The sequence below is a fragment of the Wolbachia endosymbiont (group A) of Scambus nigricans genome (assembly GCF_947251485.1).
Taxonomy (GTDB): domain Bacteria; phylum Pseudomonadota; class Alphaproteobacteria; order Rickettsiales; family Anaplasmataceae; genus Wolbachia; species Wolbachia pipientis.
On the sequence record NZ_OX366356.1, the window covers coordinates 1,061,804 to 1,083,341 of the forward strand.

General features: G+C 35.5%; 20 protein-coding genes and 6 pseudogenes. 13 read left to right on the forward strand and 13 right to left on the reverse strand.

Translation table 11 applies throughout. From position 1 onward, the window contains the following. Positions 1-186: 186 nt before the first annotated feature. Positions 187-639 (reverse strand): hypothetical protein, encoded by a 453-nt coding sequence (locus OPR46_RS06010; RefSeq protein ID WP_265043280.1) that lies wholly within the window; start codon positions 637-639, stop codon positions 187-189. A 140-nt stretch (positions 640-779) separates the two neighbouring features. On the opposite strand from OPR46_RS06010, the gene OPR46_RS06015 reads away from it, so the two are divergent. Together OPR46_RS06015 and OPR46_RS06020 are read left to right on the forward strand one after the other, a co-directional pair. Further along, on the forward strand, positions 780-1,814 hold the full coding sequence (locus tag OPR46_RS06015; protein ID WP_010962945.1) for an aspartate-semialdehyde dehydrogenase: 1,035 nt from the start codon (positions 780-782) through the stop codon (positions 1,812-1,814). 211 nt (positions 1,815-2,025) lie between these two features. Then, positions 2,026-2,163, forward strand: coding sequence for a hypothetical protein (locus OPR46_RS06020; protein WP_265043281.1), 138 nt, complete (start codon positions 2,026-2,028; stop codon positions 2,161-2,163). Between the two features lie 551 nt (positions 2,164-2,714). Here OPR46_RS06020 and OPR46_RS06025 read toward each other — a convergent pair. Beyond that, entirely contained in the window at positions 2,715-3,209 is a 495-nt protein-coding gene (locus tag OPR46_RS06025; protein ID WP_265043282.1) for a Smr/MutS family protein, read from the reverse strand. A 92-nt stretch (positions 3,210-3,301) separates the two neighbouring features. Between OPR46_RS06025 and rlmB the strand changes: the two genes are divergently transcribed. The 4 genes from rlmB to OPR46_RS06045 all read left to right on the forward strand — a co-directional run bounded on the left by rlmB (position 3,302) and on the right by OPR46_RS06045 (position 6,553). Continuing rightward, positions 3,302-4,066 carry a 23S rRNA (guanosine(2251)-2'-O)-methyltransferase RlmB gene (gene rlmB, locus OPR46_RS06030; protein WP_265043283.1) on the forward strand — a complete coding sequence of 255 codons (765 nt, stop codon included), beginning with the start codon at positions 3,302-3,304 and terminating at the stop codon, positions 4,064-4,066. Positions 4,067-4,145: 79 nt separating this feature from the next. After that, positions 4,146-4,868 carry a Bax inhibitor-1/YccA family protein gene (locus OPR46_RS06035; RefSeq protein ID WP_265043284.1) on the forward strand — a complete coding sequence of 241 codons (723 nt, stop codon included), beginning with the start codon at positions 4,146-4,148 and terminating at the stop codon, positions 4,866-4,868. Then, positions 4,869-5,405, forward strand: coding sequence for a cytochrome c oxidase assembly protein (locus tag OPR46_RS06040; protein WP_265043286.1), 537 nt, complete (start codon positions 4,869-4,871; stop codon positions 5,403-5,405). It abuts the gene before it with no gap. A gap of 170 nt (positions 5,406-5,575) precedes the next feature. Further along, complete coding sequence (locus OPR46_RS06045) at positions 5,576-6,553, forward strand: quinone oxidoreductase family protein (RefSeq protein ID WP_265044106.1); 978 nt, start codon at positions 5,576-5,578, stop codon at positions 6,551-6,553. A gap of 284 nt (positions 6,554-6,837) precedes the next feature. Here the strand turns inward: OPR46_RS06045 and OPR46_RS06050 are convergent, their stop codons facing one another. The 4 genes and pseudogenes from OPR46_RS06050 to OPR46_RS06065 all read right to left on the reverse strand — a co-directional run. Then, complete coding sequence (locus OPR46_RS06050; RefSeq protein ID WP_265043287.1) at positions 6,838-6,984, reverse strand: hypothetical protein; 147 nt, start codon at positions 6,982-6,984, stop codon at positions 6,838-6,840. Continuing rightward, positions 6,968-7,502: pseudogene (locus OPR46_RS06055) on the reverse strand (transposase); the annotation flags it as partial. The pseudogene OPR46_RS06055 and the gene OPR46_RS06050, both read right to left, overlap by 17 nt. A 344-nt stretch (positions 7,503-7,846) precedes the next feature. Beyond that, positions 7,847-8,215: pseudogene (locus tag OPR46_RS06060) on the reverse strand (transposase); the annotation flags it as partial. A 104-nt stretch (positions 8,216-8,319) separates the two neighbouring features. Then, positions 8,320-8,848, reverse strand: a pseudogene (locus OPR46_RS06065) (IS110 family transposase); the annotation flags it as partial. 216 nt (positions 8,849-9,064) lie between these two features. Between OPR46_RS06065 and OPR46_RS06835 the strand changes: the two are divergent. Together OPR46_RS06835 and OPR46_RS06840 are read left to right on the forward strand one after the other, a co-directional pair. After that, a pseudogene (locus tag OPR46_RS06835) lies at positions 9,065-9,240 on the forward strand (IS4-like element ISWosp2 family transposase); the annotation flags it as partial. Between the two features lie 104 nt (positions 9,241-9,344). Continuing rightward, positions 9,345-9,576: pseudogene (locus OPR46_RS06840) on the forward strand (IS4-like element ISWosp2 family transposase); the annotation flags it as partial. Positions 9,577-9,583: 7 nt separating this feature from the next. On the opposite strand, the pseudogene OPR46_RS06075 reads toward OPR46_RS06840, so the two are convergent. Then, positions 9,584-10,168, reverse strand: a pseudogene (locus OPR46_RS06075) (DUF6444 domain-containing protein); the annotation flags it as partial. A gap of 445 nt (positions 10,169-10,613) precedes the next feature. On the opposite strand from OPR46_RS06075, the gene OPR46_RS06080 reads away from it, so the two are divergent. The 4 genes from OPR46_RS06080 (at position 10,614) to lepB (ending at position 14,628) form a co-directional block, all read left to right on the forward strand. Further along, positions 10,614-11,639: an extracellular solute-binding protein gene (locus OPR46_RS06080; protein WP_265043290.1), complete on the forward strand. Its 1,026-nt coding sequence runs from the start codon at positions 10,614-10,616 to the stop codon at positions 11,637-11,639. A 203-nt stretch (positions 11,640-11,842) separates the two neighbouring features. After that, positions 11,843-12,730 carry an aspartate carbamoyltransferase catalytic subunit gene (locus OPR46_RS06085; protein WP_006280416.1) on the forward strand — a complete coding sequence of 296 codons (888 nt, stop codon included), beginning with the start codon at positions 11,843-11,845 and terminating at the stop codon, positions 12,728-12,730. Between the two features lie 745 nt (positions 12,731-13,475). Next, a complete protein-coding gene (locus OPR46_RS06090; protein ID WP_265043292.1) occupies positions 13,476-13,598 on the forward strand; it encodes a hypothetical protein in 123 nt (40 codons plus the stop codon). Positions 13,599-13,881: 283 nt separating this feature from the next. Further along, on the forward strand, positions 13,882-14,628 hold the full coding sequence (lepB, locus tag OPR46_RS06095; RefSeq protein WP_265044108.1) for a signal peptidase I: 747 nt from the start codon (positions 13,882-13,884) through the stop codon (positions 14,626-14,628). A 7-nt stretch (positions 14,629-14,635) separates the two neighbouring features. Here the strand turns inward: lepB and hscA are convergent, their stop codons facing one another. From hscA to iscU, 4 genes are read right to left on the reverse strand one after another with little or no spacing between them, the layout of a single operon-like run. Then, on the reverse strand, positions 14,636-16,384 hold the full coding sequence (gene hscA, locus OPR46_RS06100) for a Fe-S protein assembly chaperone HscA (RefSeq protein WP_265043293.1): 1,749 nt from the start codon (positions 16,382-16,384) through the stop codon (positions 14,636-14,638). After that, positions 16,362-16,820, reverse strand: a complete 459-nt coding sequence (locus OPR46_RS06105; RefSeq protein WP_320109369.1) for an iron-sulfur cluster co-chaperone HscB C-terminal domain-containing protein — start codon at positions 16,818-16,820, stop codon at positions 16,362-16,364. Before OPR46_RS06105 ends, hscA begins: the two co-directional genes overlap by 23 nt. Next, positions 16,813-17,226: a HesB/IscA family protein gene (locus OPR46_RS06110; protein WP_182309603.1), complete on the reverse strand. Its 414-nt coding sequence runs from the start codon at positions 17,224-17,226 to the stop codon at positions 16,813-16,815. Before OPR46_RS06110 ends, OPR46_RS06105 begins: the two co-directional genes overlap by 8 nt. Positions 17,227-17,231: 5 nt before the next feature. Then, positions 17,232-17,615, reverse strand: a complete 384-nt coding sequence (gene iscU, locus OPR46_RS06115; RefSeq protein ID WP_151808025.1) for a Fe-S cluster assembly scaffold IscU — start codon at positions 17,613-17,615, stop codon at positions 17,232-17,234. Positions 17,616-17,795: 180 nt separating this feature from the next. Here iscU and ftsY point away from each other — a divergent pair, with 180 nt between their 5' ends. Then, positions 17,796-18,707 (forward strand): signal recognition particle-docking protein FtsY, encoded by a 912-nt coding sequence (ftsY, locus tag OPR46_RS06120; protein ID WP_155969582.1) that lies wholly within the window; start codon positions 17,796-17,798, stop codon positions 18,705-18,707. Here the strand turns inward: ftsY and radA are convergent. Further along, the gene (gene radA, locus OPR46_RS06125) at positions 18,694-20,037 is read right to left on the reverse strand and encodes a DNA repair protein RadA (protein WP_264723993.1); all 1,344 of its coding nucleotides are present in this window, start codon (positions 20,035-20,037) and stop codon (positions 18,694-18,696) included. The genes ftsY and radA overlap by 14 nt on opposite strands. Positions 20,038-20,781: 744 nt before the next feature. After that, complete coding sequence (locus tag OPR46_RS06130) at positions 20,782-21,537, reverse strand: putative folate metabolism gamma-glutamate ligase (protein WP_265043297.1); 756 nt, start codon at positions 21,535-21,537, stop codon at positions 20,782-20,784. Position 21,538: the final 1 nt, after the last annotated feature.

Below are 21,538 nucleotides of genomic sequence, written 5' to 3' on the forward strand. Positions count from 1 at the left end.
CGCATCAGCTTCACCCTCCCTGTGAGGTATTTTAGCTCTAATGCCTCACATCATAAAGATACAAGTGTCACGCACTGGGATGACGAGAAAGGAGCACTGGAATTTTTGTTTCAATATTTGTACATGAGCCATGCATCTGAACAGATACAATGTTATAACTAGAGATAATTTTTAAATGATTGATATTTATGAACTACGACTTTTCTTGTTGTCCACTTGTTCAACATTACCCTTCTCAAGTTTACTACCTACTTCTTTTGTGTGTTCATCATCTATACTAGTTTCATCTTTTATCTTACTAGGGTAATCTTCCTGCGATTTTTTATATGCTTCCATGTTGTCATATATAGGGTTACTGATGATTTCTATTTTTTCAGGTGTGAAAATCCTTGCTAAAAATCTCCTTATTATTGGTATTGACCTTAAGAGATCTCTTAGCTTTGAAGATTCTTGTCTTTTGTTTAGAGACTGTTGGTCTATTTTAGAGGTTTTTACACCATACTTTTTATCATCAAAATTTATTGTAGGCTTTCTTTTATTCGAAAGAACACTTTGGGCCTTTGATCCATTGGTTCCTTCAGGCCCTTGAGGTGTAGACATTGAAGGTTTAACCTTAGTTTCATCGTATTCCTTACTCATCTTTCATTTCATTATGTAATATTACTAATATTGCATAATAATAGCTAAATTACAATTAATTGCAAGATAAAAATATTAAAACAATTGTAAATTTTGTCAGTAAAAATATAATAGAACTTTAAAATTAGAGGTTCATCTATATGAGATACAAAATTGCTGTTATTGGAGCAACCGGAAGAGTAGGGCGTGAGGTATTAAGCACGCTTGCTGAATTTCAAGATGAGGCAATAGATTGCGTTATTGCACTTGCGTCGAAAAAATCAGAAGGGAAGAAGGTGAGCTTTGGTGACAAAGAGTTAACAGTTTTATGCCTTGAGGATTATGACTTCGTTGGAACTAATGTAGCCATTTTCTGTGCTGGATCTCATGTTTCTGAAGAGTATGTACCAATTGCAACACAGGCTGGATGCATCGTGATAGATAACAGTTCCCATTTTAGAATGAAAGAGGGTGTGCCACTCATTATTCCAGAGATTAATAAAGAAAAAATTATGGAATATAAAAACCACAACATAATATCCAATCCAAACTGTACTACAATACAGATGCTGCTAGTACTACATCTATTACACCAAAAAGCAAAAATAAAGAGAATCGTTGCTTCAACTTATCAATCAACTTCTGGTGCAGGCAAAGCAGCAATGGATGAGCTCTATGACCAGACAAAAAAAATCTTTATGAACGAAGCTAAAAAACCCAAGATATTCTCTAAGCAAATAGCATTCAATTGCATTCCCCATGTAGGAGAATTCATGGAAAATGGTTCTACAGAAGAGGAATGGAAAATGCAAGAGGAGACAAAAAAAATTTTAGAGGAAGATATAAAAGTTACTGCAACTTGTGTAAGGGTACCCGTCTTTATCGGTCACGCTATGGCAGTAAATGTGGAATTTGATCAACATATCACTGAAGAACAAGCTCGTGAAGTGCTAAGTGAAGCCGAAGATAGTGGAGTTTTAGTGTACAACAGGCGTGAAGATAGTGAATACATAACTCAAATTGATGTTGTACAGGAGAATGCTGTATATGTATCGCGTATTAGAAGAGACAATACTGTTGAGCACGGATTAAATATGTGGATAGTGGCTGACAACCTGCGCAAAGGCGCAGCATTAAATATAGTGCAGATTCTTGAGATTTTGATAAGAGAGCATTTGTCAATCAAGTGCATATAGAGCGCACGTACGTTGTAATTCGAAGGAAATTTGTATATCACATGGCAGCGCGTGACGCTGGAATGGCTTTGTTGCATCGCTACTTATGAAAGGCTAACTATAATTAGGATTATAAGCAACTTATTGAAAATCTTGTTTTTTTTTTGCAATCAATCTGATCAAATTTAAGAATAGTATAGCTCTTTTTACAATAATCCGAACAGACCGTAATATGCTACTGGCCTGCTATAGCCATAAACACATATCTTATCGCATTCGGACTATTATAAGAAAGGCTATAAATTTAATTCTATTGAAAATAGCTAAAGCATTGAAATTCTTGAATTTTAGCCGGATTAGTGAGTGGTAGTGAAATTTCTTTTACTCAAATTTAGGTATTCACTGACCGTTCTTGTTATAAATACCAGAATAATAAGCTACTGATATTCTCCACCTTTTTTATCTTTAATCCACCATAGCTAGCGATGCAACAAAGCCGGCTGGATTCCAGTGTCAAGCACTGGAATGACACCATTTGCTGTGCAGTTTACCTTCAAAAATGAATGTTCGTACAGCTATGGAATAAATCGCGGTATGACGGTTCGCAGCGGTATAGTAACTCGTCACCCCGCTACTTGTTAGCGGCTGAGATACCGCGGCGGTATGACGTAGAAGCTATACTTTTATACTCACCAACTCAGTATCCAATCTGGATCCAAGTAGTCAAGCTATTCGGATGACACCCTCATAAAGTGAAATGAGATCCCGCTAACACGTAGCGGGATGACGGGAAAAGAGGTACTGGGAGACATCCTTCCTGGTAGACCCAAATCACAATGTTCGTACAGTTGCGCGTCACGCGCTGCCGAACACTGTATGGTTATACAAGAAAAATTAAGGCTTAAAAGGAAACTTAAGCAGCTAATAGGACCTAAGCCTTCTTAATAAAACATAAAAAGCTCCTTTACCACCATGTTTTTTCGTAGCTTGCTGGTAGTATAGAACCATATACTGGATTTTAGTATCATTTAACCACTTATTTAAGTTATTCTTTATAGTGTCTGTTTTATTTGTTGCACTGCCGTATCCCGTAATTACCAATAAACATCTATTTCCTGCTCGATAATTTTTGATAATAAAATCTATCAATTTACAGTAAGCATCCTCTATATTATAGCCATGCAAATCGAGCTTATCGCTTATAAAATATTTACCCCTATCAATCTTTGATTTTGTGTTGTAGTCAAGACAAAATGATGAGTTACCATTATTGGTATTAAGAAAATTCCCTTGTAAGTCGGAGGTACCTTTATCAACCATAGACTTTATATTTACTTTATGATCAACTTTCAAAGTAACTTTTCTACATTCTATTGGCTTAACATTTTTTTGCCAATCCAACTCATCGTTCGACATAAACGCATTAATCGAATTGTATAATTTTACAACAATATCTAAACATAGTAAAATGTTGCTTATTCTATAAAAACCCGATTTTCAATAATACGATGAAATCGTCAAAAACTAATGAGAATTTTTGGCTGTATGGAAAGCACACCTGCATGTCAGCACTGAAGAATAAAAATAGGCGGTGTATAGAACTGTTAGCAACAGAAAATTTCTATAGAGAGTACAAAAAAGAAATTAGGCAATGTGTAGACAGTAAGGGCATTAAAGTTCGATTAGTAGAAAGCAAAATACTTAATGACGTTTTACCCAAAGGTGCTAACCATCAGGGAATTGCTTTAAATGTTGCCCCTATTCTTTATAACTTAAGCATTGAAGAAATAGCTGAAAGCTCGAACGATAGCTCTACTATAGTCATTTTAGATCAAGTCACTAACACGCACAATATTGGGTCAATTTTAAGAACTTCAGCTTGTTTTAATGTCAATGCATTGGTTTTACCACATAACCATTCACCGAGCGAAAATGCATCTATTGCAAAAGCAGCAAGCGGAGCATTAGATATTGTCCCGCTAATATACGTTACAAATATAGTAAAAACTATGCAGTATTTAAAAAAGGTCGGTTACTGGTGTTATGGGTTTGATTGCAATACTAAAGAAAATATAGATGAAATAAAGAGTTTTGAGAAAAAAAGAGTAATTATTTTTGGTTCTGAAGAGAAAGGGGTACGAAGACTAGTTAAAGAAAACTGTGATTATCTTTTAAAAATACCAATGTCAAATGCAATTAACAGTTTAAATGTTTCAAATGCATCGGCAATAGGCCTATATTCTATTTATATTAAAACAAATGCCAGCGCATAGCTGTTTATAATAAAAACACTTGATAAAAATGTGGTTTTATATTATAATGTGTTAAGTAATGGATAAAAGGAGTTATATTATGTCTTATATGAGAAATGAACAGGATATTCGCTCTCAAGGCGCTTACTACAGTGCTGGGCTTAGAAGTTACCTAACTAAAGTATATAACTGCATGGCTTTGGCTTTGGGTGTTACAGGGCTTGTCGCGTTCCTAACGGTGTTTTCAGGTCTTTTTCAGGTAATTCATTCTAATCCTGTTCTGTCGCTTGTGATAATATTCTCTCCAGCTGCATTGGTGATCTATATGCGGTATAGAATTCAACACCTAAGTGCTCAGTCTGCCGTTACTATATTTTTCTCGTTCTCAGTGTTAATGGGGCTTTCCTTATCTTATATTTTTATAGTTTATACTGCAGAAAATATAGCAAGAGCGTTTTTCATTACATCAATTATGTTTGGCTCTATGGCTTTATATGGTAATACCACAAAAAGAGATCTTACAAGTATGGGCTCTTTCTTGATTATGGGAGTCTTGGGGATAATTATAGCATCCATAGTAAATTTATTCCTTGGAAGTAGTCCTCTCTACTTTGCAATATCGTTCATATCAGTAATAGTCTTTACCTTAATGACTGCGTATGATGCTCAAAGAATCAAGGACGTTTATTATAAATATAACGACGGATCAGAAGTCGTTACTACTAAATTGGCAATACTGGGTGCAACTGATCTTTATTTTAACTTTATTAACATATTTCTCAATCTACTCAGGTTACTTAACTTGTTCAATAATAGGGACTAGATGTTTTCCTTTTTAAGGAAAGGTAGTAAGAATTCTATAGTTTTCTTTTTAATATCTTTAGTTGTATCGATGATATGTCTTACATATGCATCGGTGCCTCTATATAGCATTTTTTGTAAAGCTACTGGGTATGGTGGCACAATAAGAAAAGTAACTAACACAACAACAAATATAACTAACCAAAAGATCAGGGTCCATTTCAATGCTGATATAATGTCCGATCTACCTTGGGAGTTTAAATCAGAAACTAACTACGTTGACGTAAACATAGGAGAACAAAGTTTAGCGTTTTATTACGCAAAAAATCTATCTGATCAGCCTTCATTTGGAATGGCGGTGTATAATGTTACGCCTTTTAAAGCAGGTAAGTATTTCAATAAAGTTGCATGCTTTTGTTTTGAAGAACAAATGTTGCTACCAAAACAAAAAGCAGCTATGCCCGTATCTTTCTATATAGATCCTGAGATAATGCTTGATAGTAATACAAAAGATTTGGGCGAAATAACACTATCATACACGTTCTTTAAGCTTAAGTAACAGAATGTTTGCAAACCGTGTCATTTCAGTAATCAATAGGGTGTCATCCAAGTAGCTGACACTGGAATGACAGGAGGTAACGCAAGAAGTCTATTGATTGTGAAAACAATAACTTTGCAAAATATTAATTGTTAGATAACATAATCAAAGTTTTTATCTTAATATTCATCATGGTTAGAGCTATACAAATTAAAAAAACTGGGGGACCAGAAGTATTAGAATTTGTAGATAAGAGCATAGGTGAGCCAAAAGGCGAGGAAGTTTTAGTACGTCACACAACTATCGGCTTAAATCGTTATGATTTAGAGCACAGAAAAGGTATGCGCAAAATTAAAGATCTACCATCGGTGCTTGGGGTAGAAGCAGTGGGAGTTATTGAAAAGCTTGGTAAAAAAATCAGTGATGGGTTGAAGGTCGGAGATAGAGTTGGATATTGCACAGCTCCTCCAGGGGCATATTGTGAAAAGCGCATTATACACCAGAAATATCTGATAAAAATTCCAGATAACATATCTGATGAAGTTGCTGCTGCAGTGCTGTTTAAAGGTATGACAGCTCACTATTTAGTTAATCAATCTTATAAAGTTAGGCCTGGTGCTTTTGTGCTAGTTCATGGGGCTAATGGTGGCTTAGGACAAATAATATGCCAATGGGCAAAGGATAAAAAAGGTGTAGTGATAGGTTCTGTAAGCTCTGATGAAAAAATGAAGATAGCTTTACAAAGTGGCTGCACATACGCAATAAACTACAATGATAAAGACTTCGTTTCTAAAATTATGGAGATTACGCAAAACAGAGGAGTAGGTGCAGTGTATGACCCCATAGGTTACGCTACAAGTAAGCTCTCTTTTGAATCTTTAGGCAGGTTCGGCATATACGTTTCCTATGGGCAGATATCAGGTAACGCTCCTATTAGTTTTTCTTTACTTAGTTCACGTTCGTTATTTGCAACTGGAACCTTAATATATCATTATAAGCATGATAGATTCACATTAGTGCTTACCACAATGGAAATCTTCGAGATGATAAGAAAAAAACTTTTAACTGTACGGATCAATAAAAAATATAAATTTGATGAAATAATTCAAGCACATCGTGATATGGAAAATAGAAAAGCGAGTGGGTTAAATATTATCAAAATCTCTTAAATAAATTAGTAATTTAAACTAACCATTCATTAAGTCATATCAACTAGAACTTCACATATTTAATTCTTCTTTTGGGGGAATTAAAAGCATATAGCTAAACTGACTTAGATTTACCGACAACCGTCATCCCGCTACGTGTTAACGGAATCTATACCGCGAATAGACTTCTTGCATAACCCAAATTATAGCCTTTCTTATAATAGTCCGAATGCGATAAGATATGTGTTTATGGCTATAGCAGGCCAGTAGCATATTACGGTCTGTTCGGATTATTGTAAAAAGAGCTATAAGTAGAAAAAGGTATCATCCGAGTACCTGACACTGGTTTCCATCCAAAAGGGTGTCATCCCAGTGCCCAGACACTGGGATGGCTTTGTTGCATCATACTTTATGAGATGGTGATTTATGGTAAATTCATGTAACTGTCTCAAATTTAGCCATACCAATATCAGTGAATTTATTAAGCAAATAGCATTTGATTAGCAGTTCTTTTTCTCGATTTATCTCAGATTTATTCCTAAAACTAAATCCGAATATTTGCTTTAATCTTGAGAAAAACCCTTCAATATAAGATCTTTTCCCATAATTTACTTCTTTTTTCCATTCTTTCATGCCATCTTCACCGTATAATTTTATTAACCTAATAGCAGCATTCCTGTCAGACATATAATCTATTTCTGGATGTTCTGCCGCATTGTTTATTGGTGGAATTTTTGTCTTTATATCATATTCGTTACACAACTTATAAAACTTGTGCCTATCACATGCTCTATCTGCATATAGTACTTTTATGACATACTGAAAATCGACTTCTTTTAGCAAATCACAAGCTCCATAGTGATCAGCCGTTACTGTATTTTACAGCTATGGCTTTTTTGTTGTTTATATTCAACATTACGTGCAATTTTCTCGTTTGCTCATAGCCACGATATTTTCTGTCAGTGCTATCAACTATGTTTTTTAAAAATTTTTTTATTTGTGTAATTTTGCAAATTATATGGGCAATAAAAACCCGTTTGTCATAGAAATAGAATTTTATATCAAACAGCTACCACAGCAATTTCTGCTTAAGCTAATGAATATGTGCTTTAAGTCTGTGTGGACGCACATATTCATTAGCCAATTTCAGTTACCGTTGTGAAGATTTTTAAGTATGCAAATTAATTGCTTCTTTAAGTCTTGTATTAGCAATTATAGCTCTTTTTACAATAATCCGAACAGACCGTAATATGCTACTGGCCTGCTATAGCCATAAACACATATCTTATCGCATTCGGACTATTATAAGAAGGGCTATACTATAATTTTATGCATTAGGGCTGTTATAGCCACCATCTTCTTCTTACCACTTTCAACAAGCTTAGAATAAAAGGCGCCAAGTATAGATTTTGACCTTGTAGCAGCCATAGCGGCTGTAAAGAGCTTTGAACGAACGTTACTTCTACCACCTGTAATCCTTCGGTAACCAACAGCTTTACCACTTTCTTTTGGATGCGGTGCAACTCCGGCAAGACTTGCTACTTCTTTTCTGTTTAAGTAACCAAGCTCTGGCATTAAACACAAAAAATCTTGTGATAACTTTTTACCTATTCCAGGAACTGTTTTAAGAATTTTTTGGCGTTGTTGTAATTCGCGGCTTTCATCAATAATCTTTTGTATAGTATAGCCTTTCTTATAATAGTCCGAATGCGATAAGATATGTGTTTATGGCTATAGCAGGCCAGTAGCATATTACGGTCTGTTCGGATTATTGTAAAAAGAGCTATATCATTGAGTTCGTTTATTTGACTATCGAAAAACTCAATGGTCTTTTGACAGCTTTCTTTTATATGATCATTTTCCGGTGCTTCAAGTCTGCATTTTTCTTGAGTTCTCATTTGCGTAATATCATCACGACGTTGACAAAGTGCAGCCAAAGTTGATTGTTCTGTAGAGGTAGGTACAAATAGAGAGATAGTTCTATGGCGTTCAAATCCATATTGAGCAAGAGCTCTTGCATCTAGACTTTGCTAAAGTTCCGTGAGATAAAATAAAGCTTTTTACTTTACGAGTATTAGCTCGATGCACGGCAATATTTTTGTCGGTAAGAAAATGTGATAAGCCAAGCTCATATTTCCCTGCATTTTCTAAAGTCACTAAAGCATTAGGTAGAATATCTGAAAACTCTTGAAATAATTGTTGCCAACCAGAAGCATTATTATCAAATTCGACAGCATTCTTCTGTTTGTGAATTGCAACGACATTTTTAAATTTTCCGATGTCAATGCCAATAAAATTTTGATAAGATGTAACCATAATAAACCTCGATAGTTTTAGTTAATTTAAGATTGTAAACGGGTGCATATATATGTCCCAAGCAACTATTCAAACGTATCGAGAGATAGGGCTAGCGTACCTTGATACCAACGGTTGTAATACCAATTTCCTTTCGGTCGCGCACGCCCGCTATTCCTAGTGAGCAGGGTTATCTTTCTCTCTTATCTCTTTTATATCACGTTTTTAACTTACAATTGCCTTAGATGGAAAATAGAGATATTACATAAAATTTTAAATTCGGTCTCAAAGTTGAAGAATGTAGGCTTGGAATAGCAGAAAGACTAATGAGATATCTAACAGTTGTGAGTATTATTGCTTGGAGGATCTTCTTTATTACATCAATTGCAAGAGCTAACCCAACATTACCATGTATAGCCTTTCTTATAATAGTCCGAATGCGATAAGATATGTGTTTATGGCTATAGCAGGCCAGTAGCATATTACGGTCTGTTCGGATTATTGTAAAAAGAGCTATACTACCTTATTAGCTGAAGAGGAATGGAAAGTTTTATACGTTAAAATACACAGAAAACCATGTCCAAGTGTAGTTCCCAACATAAAAGAAGCTGTTTCATGAACTTGGAGGCCATTTAGCAGGAAAAAATGACCCAGAACCAGGACCTTATGTTCTTTTGAAAGGATATAAACATCTCTTTGATTTAGCAGAAGGATGGCGAATTGCTCACGAACCTCATATTTGTGGGTAATAGTAAGATTTGATATGCTGCCAACACTTATGTTCAAATTAAAAATGTCATTTATGATACTAGCCACTTCACGCTTTGAGTTTTTGTAAAATCCGCTGAGTGCTGCAATTATAGACTTAACCCTTGGACCAAATGTATCTGGCGTAACACCTTCTGGTAACTTGCTACTTTTTCTTTTTCTGCATCTCCAACAACGACCATGTTCCAATTACTACATAAGGCCTAATTTCCGGAAGATCAACTTTTTGGTGAACATAAGGTTTTCGCATATTACAAGCTCTCCTCCGCATTCGCAAATATTAGGCAACTCTATTTTTACTACTTTATCCGCTTCCATTGTGGCATGAAAATTTCCTTTATGCCCAACCTGATCGCCAACATTCCTTTCGCTTTTTGGCTTGTCCTTTTTTATTTTGTATAGCTCTTTTGAGCTGGGCAGGGATGAGTTTTTTGAATTTAAACCGAGCCTTTCCTTTAATTCAGCGTTCTCTATCTTTAAAGCTTTACTTTCTGTTTTTAAGTTTTCTATCTCTGCTTTCAGTTTTTCTATTTTTTGCTGTAAATTTTTGCAAAGTTCTAAAAGGTTTACCATATTACCTCACTTTTGCTCTATGATTATCTTTTTAGATCACTTTGTCTACCTTATTCTACCACTCCGCTGAACGGATACAATTTACTAAACAGAAAAAAAGGCAAAAGAAACCCTAGGGTAGCTAGTTATTCACTATCCATTTTTTAAGTTGGCGTTTTTTAATGTTTTAAATAGCGCGTTTCAGCTTGTGTAGGTAAAAACCTAGAAATATTGTGAAGACATAAGGTGCACATAGTGCAAAAAATTAAAAATAAGACGCCAACTACGTTGTTTTCTTGCTGTTTAATCTGCACAGATGAAGATAACTGAATACCTTCAGTTTCATGATAAGGGGGCCGGCGAAGCTTGTCAAGGAAGTTTTTATGATTTATCTAACGAACTTTACACTTGCTAAAGTTGTACCATCTTGGTAACTTTAACTGAAAGAAGTTATTTTTTATCCAATATGAAAAAAGCCTTTATATTCACATCCTTAATAGCAATTATATTGATAGTTATTACTTATTTATACAGAAACGACGGAACTAATGACTCACAAGTGGTAAATGTTTATTCATCGCGCAAAGAAGAATTAGTACGTACTTTGTTTGATGAATGCACGAAAAATACAGGTATTAAAGTACGTTACATCATTGATGATTATTCTCAGCTACTTTCACGAATGGAAAACGGTGGTGAAGCTGACTTATTTTTGACTGCTGATGCAATCAACTTAATTCTAGCAAAAAAAAGAGGACTTTTATCTCAAGTAGATTCAGAGGTTTTAAAAAGTGTTATACCTGCAAGATTTAGAGACAGTGAAGATTATTGGTTTGGTCTTACAAAAAGAGCTAGGATATTGGTTTACAATAAAGAGTCAGTAGACCCTAAGGACTTAAGTACTTATGAAGATTTAGCAAATGAAAAATGGAAAGGAAAAATATTAGTGCGTTCTTCTACAAGTCCATATAACAGATCGTTAATTGCTTTTATGATTGCAAATAATGGTTTTGAAAAGACGAAAGAATGGGTAAGCGGAATTGTGAGCAATATGGCAAGAAAACCAAGTGGTGGTGATACTGATCAAATTTACGCCGTAGCAGCGGGTGAGGGAGATGTTGCAATAGTAAACAGCTACTACTTTGCGAGAATTCTTTCATCAGAAAATAAAAAGAATGTTGCAGACAAGCTAGGGGCTTTTTTTCCTAATCGCAACGATCACGGTGTAATGGTAAACATCAGTGGTGCAGCAGTAACAAAAAACGCAAAAAACAGGGAAAATGCTATAGTCTTATTGGAATTTTTAGTAAGCAAGCAGGCTCAAGAGTTATACGCTAAAAAAAACCAAGAATATCCTATTATTGAAGGCGTTGAAACTTCCGATATACTAAAATCTTGGGGAAATTATTCACAAAGTGATTTGCCTCTAAGTGAACTTGAGAAGCATCTTTTTGAGGCTGTTATGATAGCGGATGAGTGTAAGTGGAAGTAATCCCCAGCGCCACTAAACATTGGGATGAAAGATTTATGCTAATATACCTTACTCTTGACTCGCTGAACTTTTTCTTCCTTCTAACTTAATTTTGACTTTACTATCTTTTTCCGTTCTTTCACCAAAACAATTGCTGCACAAGAAGTCTATTGAAAAAAGGTAATAAGAAAGTAGAATAGGTTCAAGTAGTTGAAAAGGAAACTATGAACAAGAGAAGGAATTTGTTAAACATCTCAGACCTTACAGTCGATGATGTAGAAAATATAACTAAGTTGGCCAACCAGTACCTTAAAAAAGAAGTTGCAAATAGTCATATCTTGGAAAATAAGACAGTAATAAATTTATTCTTTGAAGATTCAACGCGTACACTTGCGTCTTTTGAAATAGCAGCAAAAAGCCTTGGAGCAAATGTTGTAACTTTGCCAATAAGATCTTCTTCTATTAACAAGGGAGAAGATCTAAAAGACATGATCAAAACATTAAATGCAATGAATCCTGATTACATAATAATCAGGCATAAAAGTAGTGGTATCATTAATACACTGGCAAAGTATGTTAACTGCTCGCTAATCAATGCAGGCGATGGAAGTAGTGAACATCCAACTCAAGCTCTTGCAGACTATCTTGTAATCAGCAATCACAAAAAGCAAATAAAGGACCTCAAAGTTGTGATATGTGGAGATATTCTGCACAGTAGAGTTGCAAGATCAAATATAAGATTGCTAAAAATGTTTGGAGCAGAGATAAACTTGGTCGCACCACCAACTTTGATTTGTAAGCATTTTCCTGAAGTAGATTCAGTCCATTATTCATTAATTGAAGGTATAAAGGATGCTGACGTAATTATGCTTTTGAGATTGCAGAAAGAGCGCATGAATAATAGTTCTTCAGAGAAAGAATATTTTTATTTGTATGGACTTGATTCACAAAAGCTATCATACGCAAAACCAGATGCGATTGTTATGCACCCAGGGCCAATAAACAGAGGGATTGAGATTAGCAGCGATGTAGCAGATTGTGTTATTTTACAGCAAGTAGAATTTGGATTGGCAATACGTAAGGCAGTGTTGCACTATTATAGGCCTTGCTAATATTAAAAGATGCTACACAACTAATGCAAAAAGGGGGGGAATGAAATGACAAGGCTTGTGAATGGTTTGAGAATGGCCATTAAGATGTTAAGGCCGAGGATATGGTGTGGAAGTTTTTACGAAAGCCTGAAGTCAATCAACAACCTTGCAGAACGGCAAATTAGACGGCTATCGTAAAAACAGCTTTTTCACCTGGTCGGAACATGGAGAAAGATTTGTGGAAAGAATGTTGTCGATATTTTTGACATCACGTCTCAATGGCCAAAATCCCTTCCAAAAGTTACGACTGCTTAGTTCTTTATTCATTCTCACAATCCGTGAACGGTTACAACCTGGATTCCAGTGGGCTTTGTTGCATCGCTAGCTATGATGGATTAAAGATAAAAAAGATAGGGAATATCAGTAGCTTATTATTCTGGTATTTATAACAAGAACGGTCAATGAATACCTAAATTTGAGTAAAAGAAATTTCACTACCATTTACCAATCCGGCTAAAATTCAAGAATTTCAATGCTTTAGCTATTTTCAATAGAATTAAATTTATTAATATAAATAACAAATTACTATTCTTAAATTTGATCAGATTGATTGCAAAAAAACAAGATTTTCAATAGTTTGCTTATAATCCTATAGCTCTTTCTACAATAATCCGAACAGACCGTAATATGCTACTGGCCTGCTATAGCCATAAACACATATCTTATCGCATTCGGACTATTATAAGAAAGGCTATAATATGGTGTTATGAAAGTAGCTGACACTGGAATGGCTTTGTTGCATCGCTACTTAAGAAAGGCTAACTATAGCCTTTCTTATAATAGTCCGAATGCGATAAGATATGTGTTTATGGCTATAGCAGGCCAGTAGCATATTACGGTCTGTTCGGATTATTGTAAAAAGAGCTATACCTTAACAAAAGCAAATGTTCGTACAGATGTGCATCAGCTACTTTCATCTGCCACCTGCAAATTGCAATGTTCGTACAGTTATGTGTCACGCTACTTGGATGACACCGTTGAAAGAAATGAACCGCCTTTTCAAAATTGTTTTGAATAGAGGAATAACATTCACAAGTAAAATTTCATATTACCATTTTTTAATTTATGTATTATAATAAGCTTAATCTATAAGAAAAACAAAGTTGGAAAAGTTGGAAGAACTAAGCAAAAACTGGGTGATAAGAACGGGAAGATTTTTATCTTCATTGTTTTTTTTACTGTTGATTGCGCTATCAATACGTAGTTTTTTATTCGAGCCATTTCATATACCTTCTGGTTCAATGAAAAGCACCCTACTTGAAGGGGATTACATTTTTACTAGTAAATATTCATACGGTTACAGTAAACACTCCTTTCCATTTTCTCCAAACATTTTTAGCGGCAGGATTTTTTATACCCCTCCAAAGCGTGGCGACATAGTAGTTTTCAAACCCACAAGAAATTACAGCATCAGGTTTGTTAAGCGAGTAATAGGAACACCAGGTGACAAAGTGCAAATGATAGAGGGAGAATTATACCTAAATGATCAGAAAGTAGAGCGAAGGCAAATTGAAAGTTTTTTTGATTATGAGTCAAATCGTAACATACCAAGATATATAGAAACGCTTTTAAGTGGCAAGGAACATGAGATTTTGGTAGATGACATTTCTAATAAGCTATCATATAACACTCCGGTTTATTATGTACCTAACGATCAATTTTTCGTTATGGGAGACAATAGAAATAATTCTTTAGATAGTAGGTTTCCTGAAGTTGGTTTTGTACCAATGGAAAATATCATTGGGCGTGTAAGCATAGTTGGTTTATCATTTAAATTAGGAAAGGTCGATTGGTTACCATTTAATTTCAGGTTACCTGTTGCTTTGAGATTAAATAGGGTATTGCACAAGGTTGTGTAAGCTTTTTCTACCTATTTGTTAATTCACACAACTCTAAAGAAGAATTTTCTAACTCGGCGATAGTGTTGTTAATTTCATTCAAGTCATTGCCTTGTAAAGCGTTTTTTGCATTTTGTAATAGGTTTTTCAACTTTTGATCAGTGGAAAGGTTATTATTGTTTTCAACCAAGTGTATGAGTTTATTTCCATTAATTTTAGCACCTGCAAGGGAACGAGCCTTCATATCTTCGTCAAAACTGTTTATTGACTGGTTAACCATATTTTGAACATCAGCTTCACTCAAGCCAAAACTTGAATTTACTTTAACTGTCTGCTCAATTCCAGTAGTTTTTTCTCTTGCAGTAACAGTCAAGATTCCGTCAACGTTAACTGTAAATTCTATTTCAACTCTTGCAGAACCTGTAGGCAGTGGAGGTATACCTTTTAGTTCAAACTGCGCTAGAGATTTGTTATCCTCTATCATTTCACGTTCTCCCTGACAAACATGAATTTTCATTGCTGTTTGCCCATCAATATAAGTTGTAAACTCTTTTGTTTCTGAAACTGGCAGTGGCGTATTTCTTGGTATGATTTTTTCAACTATGCCTCCCATAGTTTCTATGCCAAGTGATAGAGGTAAAACATCCAGGAGAATATTCCTATCTTTTGAGCTCGAAGTTAAATCATGAGCCTGCAGAGCTGCCCCAATGGCAACTGCTTTATCTGGATCCACGTCATTTAGTACTTTATTTCCAAAGAGTTTAACTAGTGAGTTTTGAACCAATGGTGTTCTAGTTGCACCACCAACTAAAATTACTCCTCTTATATCGTCAATTTTAAGATCTATATCACTTATAGTACGAGTGACTATATTGATAGTCCTATTAACCAAAGAACTGATTGCCTGCTCGAATTCTTCTCTGGTAATTTCGCACTCAAACGGCTTGCCGTTAACATTAAATTCGAAGATACCTATAGTGTGATTGCTTAGGTACTCTTTCACAGAGCGTGATTCGATAAGTAAGGAATTTAGTTGCTTGGCCGTCTTTTCTCTATACTTATCAATCACAATTGAACTCAGCAAATGATCAAAATCATCACCGCCGAGGTTGGTGTCACCACCAACCGCAAGGACTTGAAACACTCCTTGGTGCAATTTCAATATCGAAATATCGAACGTTCCGCCACCAAGGTCATACACTGCATATATTCCACTGCTATTGTTCTTTTCAATGGAGTAAGAAAGCGCTGCAGCGGTTGGCTCGTTAACGAGGCGAAGAACTTCTATGCCAGCTAATTTTGCCGCATATTTAGTTGCGTTACGTGCTGAATCGTCAAAGTAAGCTGGCACAGTAATCACTGCTTTTTTTACTTCCAGCCCCTTAGACTTTTTTACCCTCTCACGTAAAGCTTTTAATATCTCAGCAGAAATCTCAATAGGAGTAAGATACTTTTCCTCTGCGCATTTTATTCTAATAACTTTTTCGCTTTCATGATCTATTTCAAAATTGACGCCTTCTTTATTTAATTCTTCAACACTTTTACCCATTAAACGCTTTATTGAGTAGATTGCATTTTGACCGACATCGTAGCCAGTTTTCAATGTATTATTTTCATATGAAAGAGCAGAAGGCAGCAGTTCTCTTCCTTGTTCATCTTTAAATATCTCCACGTTGCCAGCTTTATTTACCATAGCAATCAAAGAATTGGTGGTGCCAAGGTCTATACCAAAAACTACTTCACTTGAATTTGGTTCAGAAATTTGAATTGGTTGCATTCTTTTTCACCTCCTCAAATGACTTATATAAATATTTCAATCTTAAGACTTGTGTAGCAGCTCCATCAAAATTCTTTACAGCAAAAGTGTTAATTAGGTTTTTAACGCAATCTTTTATTTTTTCATCAATTGTCCTGCTTGCAAATTGTAGATCATCGCAGTCTAGTAAGTACTCTCTTATTTCCATTGATTCATTTAATATTTCAGAATTTGGATGATCCTTTGGGCTTCCCACACCAAAAAGATTCAACAAATGCTCAGCACGTTCTAGTGGTGACTTTAGCACTTGATAAGCTTTGTTGATATTTTTCATGTTTTTGGACTGTCTTTCATTTATATCAGTCTTGCTTAGCTCAATATATTTTTTCTCTAACTCATCAAAGCTGATATTGAAAGCTGGTTCAATTTCAAACAATGCAAAATAGTTGCTAGACATGAAAACTCTCTCCACAACCACATTTTCCTTTCTCATTAGGATTTTTGAAAACAAAACCCGATGAAAATTTCTCTTCTACATAATCCATTTCAGAGCCAAGAATAAACATGACGGATTTTGGGTCGATCAACACTTTAACTTTTTGGCCATCACTACAGTTTTCTTCAATTACCGACTCTAAAGGACGAGTATCATATGCATATTCAATATCATATTTTAAACCAGAACATCCTTTTTGCTTAATTAGCACTCTTATTCCTATTGCTTCTTCCGGTTTCTCAAGGTTAGTATGCTTCTTTTGGTCCAATAAATACCTTATCCTTTCTACTGCTTCCGCAGTTATAGTGATAAGTTTTTTATTCTTTTTTACAGTTTCACCTCCGCCTACTTCTTGATATTCACTCATGCTTCTTAATTCTTTTGCTTACTTTGATAATCATGAATAGCAGCCTTTATAGCATCTTCAGCAAGTACCGAACAGTGTATCTTCACTGGAGGTAAAGACAACTCTTCCACTATTTGAGTATTCTTTATCTGTGTAACGTCACTGATGGTTCTTCCCTTTATCATCTCTGTTAACAAGGAACTTGAAGCAATGGCAGAACCGCAGCCAAAAGTCTTAAATTTTGCATCTTCAATAACACCTTTGTCATTGACCTTTATCTGCAATTTCATTACATCACCGCACGATGGTGCACCAACTAGACCAGTGCCAACACTTGGATCATTTTTATCCAGAGAGCCAACATTCCTTGGATTTTCGTAATGATCTAAAATTTTCTCATTATAACTCATAAAATTACCTGTGAAGCGCTATTCTACATTATAACATATTTAGGTTAAAAACTAAAGTAAAATACACTAGCAAACGGTATATTTTACTCACAGAATAACACAAAAGTGAGTGTATTTAACTTTACAAATACACTCATTGCATGTCATTCTTTATATTGTAATTTTAAAAGGAGCATTCCCTTGAGTTTATTTGGTAATCTTTATAAAGGCCTGTTAAAAACTTCTTCTCGCTTTAGCGACGGAGTGAAAAGTATTTTCTCTGGCAAAAAAAAATTAGACCAGTCGCTTTTAGACGAGCTAGAAGAATTGCTAATTAGCATGGACATTGGTCATAAAACTTCTAAGTTGATTATCGATAGGCTCACAAGCATCAAGTTTGACAAGGAAGTTGAACATAATATTATCTCGCAGCAGTTAATGAACGAAATAGAAGCTATATTGAGCCCAGTTGTACAGCCGTTAATTTTAAATAAAAAACCACATATAATAATGGTATGCGGAGTAAACGGTAACGGTAAAACCACAACTATAGGTAAGCTTGCATATAAATATAAGGAAATGGGAAAATCCGTTATGCTTGTTGCATGCGATACATTTAGAGCGGCTGCTAGTGAGCAATTAAACATTTGGGCAGAACGTTCTGATTGCTTAATTGTTACTGGAGAGTACGGTAGCGACTCTGCAAGTGTTGCATACAGAGCTGTAAGTCAAGCTATAAAAGACAACGTTGATGTTGTTCTAATTGACACAGCAGGAAGGCTGCAAAATAATGTGAACCTTATGGAGGAGTTATCAAAAATATATAGAACGATAAAGAAATTGGATGACACTGCCCCTCATGATGTTATTTTAGTTCTTGATGCAACTACCGGCCAAAATGCTTATAGCCAATTAGAAGCATTTAGCAAAATGGTTAATGTTACCGGGCTAATCGTAACAAAGCTAGATGGCACTGCTAAGGGTGGAGTGGTAATTGGACTTGCAGAAGCTTATAAGATAAAGTTACATGCTATAGGAATTGGCGAAAATATAGAGGACTTAAGGGAGTTTACTAGCAAAGAATTTGCTGAAGCGTTATTTAATTGTAATTAAAAATTTCTCTTAATTCCCTTACGTGACCGAGCTTAATTATCTCAATATCGTGAGAAGAGTAATTACCATTTTTAGGCATAATTGCTTTTTTGAATCCTAACTTTTGTGCTTCTTTTAGTCTGAGATCAGCATGCGAGACATTCCTAATTTCTCCTGAAAGTGCAACTTCACCGCAGATTATTGAAGAAGTTGGCAGCGGTAAATTTACTACACTTGAAATAAGGGAAGCAGCAACAGCAAGATCAGCCGATGGTTCCTGTATTTTGAGTCCCCCTGCAATGTTTAGGTATACCTCTTTATCATGCAAAAACATTTTGCAACGAGCATTTAGCACTGCGATGATCATAGCCAATCTATTAATATCCCACCCAACTACTGCCCTTCTTGGGGTTGCCATATTAGTTCCTGCTATTAATGCTTGCACTTCCATTAAAATTGGTCTTGAACCTTCAATTCCTGCAAATACGGCGCTGCCAACTACTTCTCTGTCATGGGCCATCAGAAACAATGATGATGGGTTATCAACAGGCACAAGTCCTGCTTCAGACATCTCAAAAACACCAATTTCATTTGCAGGGCCAAATCTATTCTTAATAGTACGCAAAATGCGGTATTGATTGCTATTTTCACCTTCAAAATATAATACCGTATCCACCATATGCTCCAAAGTTTTAGGCCCAGCTATTTGTCCATCCTTAGTTATATGGCCAACTATTAAGAGGGAAATACCATATTGTTTCGCAAGAATGGTTAATTCATGTGCGCAAGTGCGGACCTGAGTTACAGTTCCTGGTGCTGATGTAATTCTGCTATCATACATTGTTTGTATAGAGTCAATTACTAAGAATTTAATACTTTTATTTTCCTTTATTGTTGCTACTACATCAGTTAAAGACACTGTAGATAAAAGCTTAATTTTAGGTTCATTTATCTTAAGACGCTTTGCTCTGAGACTCACTTGCTCTAAAGATTCCTCGCCAGATACATAAAGACATTCAAAAGAGGAAAGTTGCACAACATTAGCTGCAATTCTAAGCAAAAGGGTGGATTTCCCAATTCCAGGTTCGCCACCAATTAAAATGCTAGCACCTTGAACGATACCCCCACCAAAAACTCTATCTAATTCTTCTATTCCTGTTAAAAAACGACTTGGAGTGATAATTTCGCTACCCGATAACGTCTTTATTAAAATTGGTGCAGATATACTTCTTTTGCTCGTTTTTACTGCTATTTCCTCAACAACTGTATCCCAATTGTCACATGCAATACACTTCCCTACCCACCTGCCAGTGCTATGACCACAGGATTGACATACATATACAGTTTTCATCAAAGCCAAAATTATTTTGTTGTAATTGTAATAAAAATTAGCTGAATATGCGAAGTAAATCTATAGCTAACCCAAGAAAGGGTTCCCTATGTCATACCGCGATTCATTCGCGGTATCTCAAAGCATAGATCCCGCTAACACGTAGCGGGATGACGAGGTCATGCCACCGCGCGAACCGTCATACCGCCGCGGTATCTCTTAGCCGCTAACACGTAGCGGGATGACGGTTGTCGTTCAGCCACAAACATTAAGAAATTTACCAAATGAAAAAAAAGGCAAAAGAAGCCCTGGGGTTATTATCCGCTTTAAAATATTGGCGTTTTTTATGTTTTAAACGCTTGACAAGCGAAATTCAGCTGCTTTTAATTGCAACTAACTTACGCTGCAAACGTTTAAGAAATTTACTAAGCAGAAAAAAAGACAAAGAATCCCCGAGTTAGCTAGTCTTTTACTATCTCTGTCGAGTATTGGCATTTTTTGATGTCTTGTAACGCTTTATAAGCGCGTTCAGCTTATTTAGATAAAAATCTAGATGTAGATGAAGTTTTGTAAAGACATACAGTATCTATGTACTGCAAAAAATTAAACATAAGACGCCGATACATTAAGTAACCCTTACCTTTTAATCTGCAGATTGGCGAAAGCAAATACAATAGCTTCAGTTTCATGATAAGGGGACTGGCGGAGGGTGTCAAGCAAGTTTTTTCGTTTCTATTCCCAATGTTATATGGTTATGCAAGAAGTCTAATAGCAAATTTTTAAGTTTCTCTTTAACCAGCGGGCTCGCATGAGGAGAGGAGAGTAAAGGTCCTCTTCCATAGATATCTTCACACTTTTTTCTTCTTCTGTAGTTGGCGGACGAGTAAGAAAGTGAATCTTTGGTGCGCCACTAATTATTGCCATTGGTGTTTGCTCCGCCCCTTCTCCCATAACTAAAACAGCAGACGTTGCCAACGCATCAAGAAGATTGACTTGTGTTACTTGCAGTGGTTGATCATAAAGATCTGGCTTGCCTATATAGGAATAAAGTGGTTTAAATCCACACCAACCAAGAGCAACGCCCGTAACCCCACGACGCATAGGTGTTATGTTACTATCTGTAATCAAAATACCAAGATGTTTTATGCAGTGTTTTGTCTTGAGATAGTTCCATATTGATAGAGCTGTTTTCTGAACATCCTTTGGGTATAAAATATACATTTCATTACCATTTGATTCATCAATACCAGCAGATGGAATTAAGATATTGTCTTTGATTGTTAAATAGATGCCGTAAGAATTATGGTCTACATCAACAATTGCATCAGCTTCTCTTTTGATTAGCTCTTCTTTAGAACAAGCAGTTTTGCAAACCACTTGTTTTTGACAAATAGAAATGATTTTTGATGTGATAGCAAGAACAACTTCCTCTCCTAGCAACTCTGAAACATAGCGATCAAGAACCTGCTCTAATACTTCCCCACATTCAATGCGGTGGGTATAAATTGCTTTAACATGCATA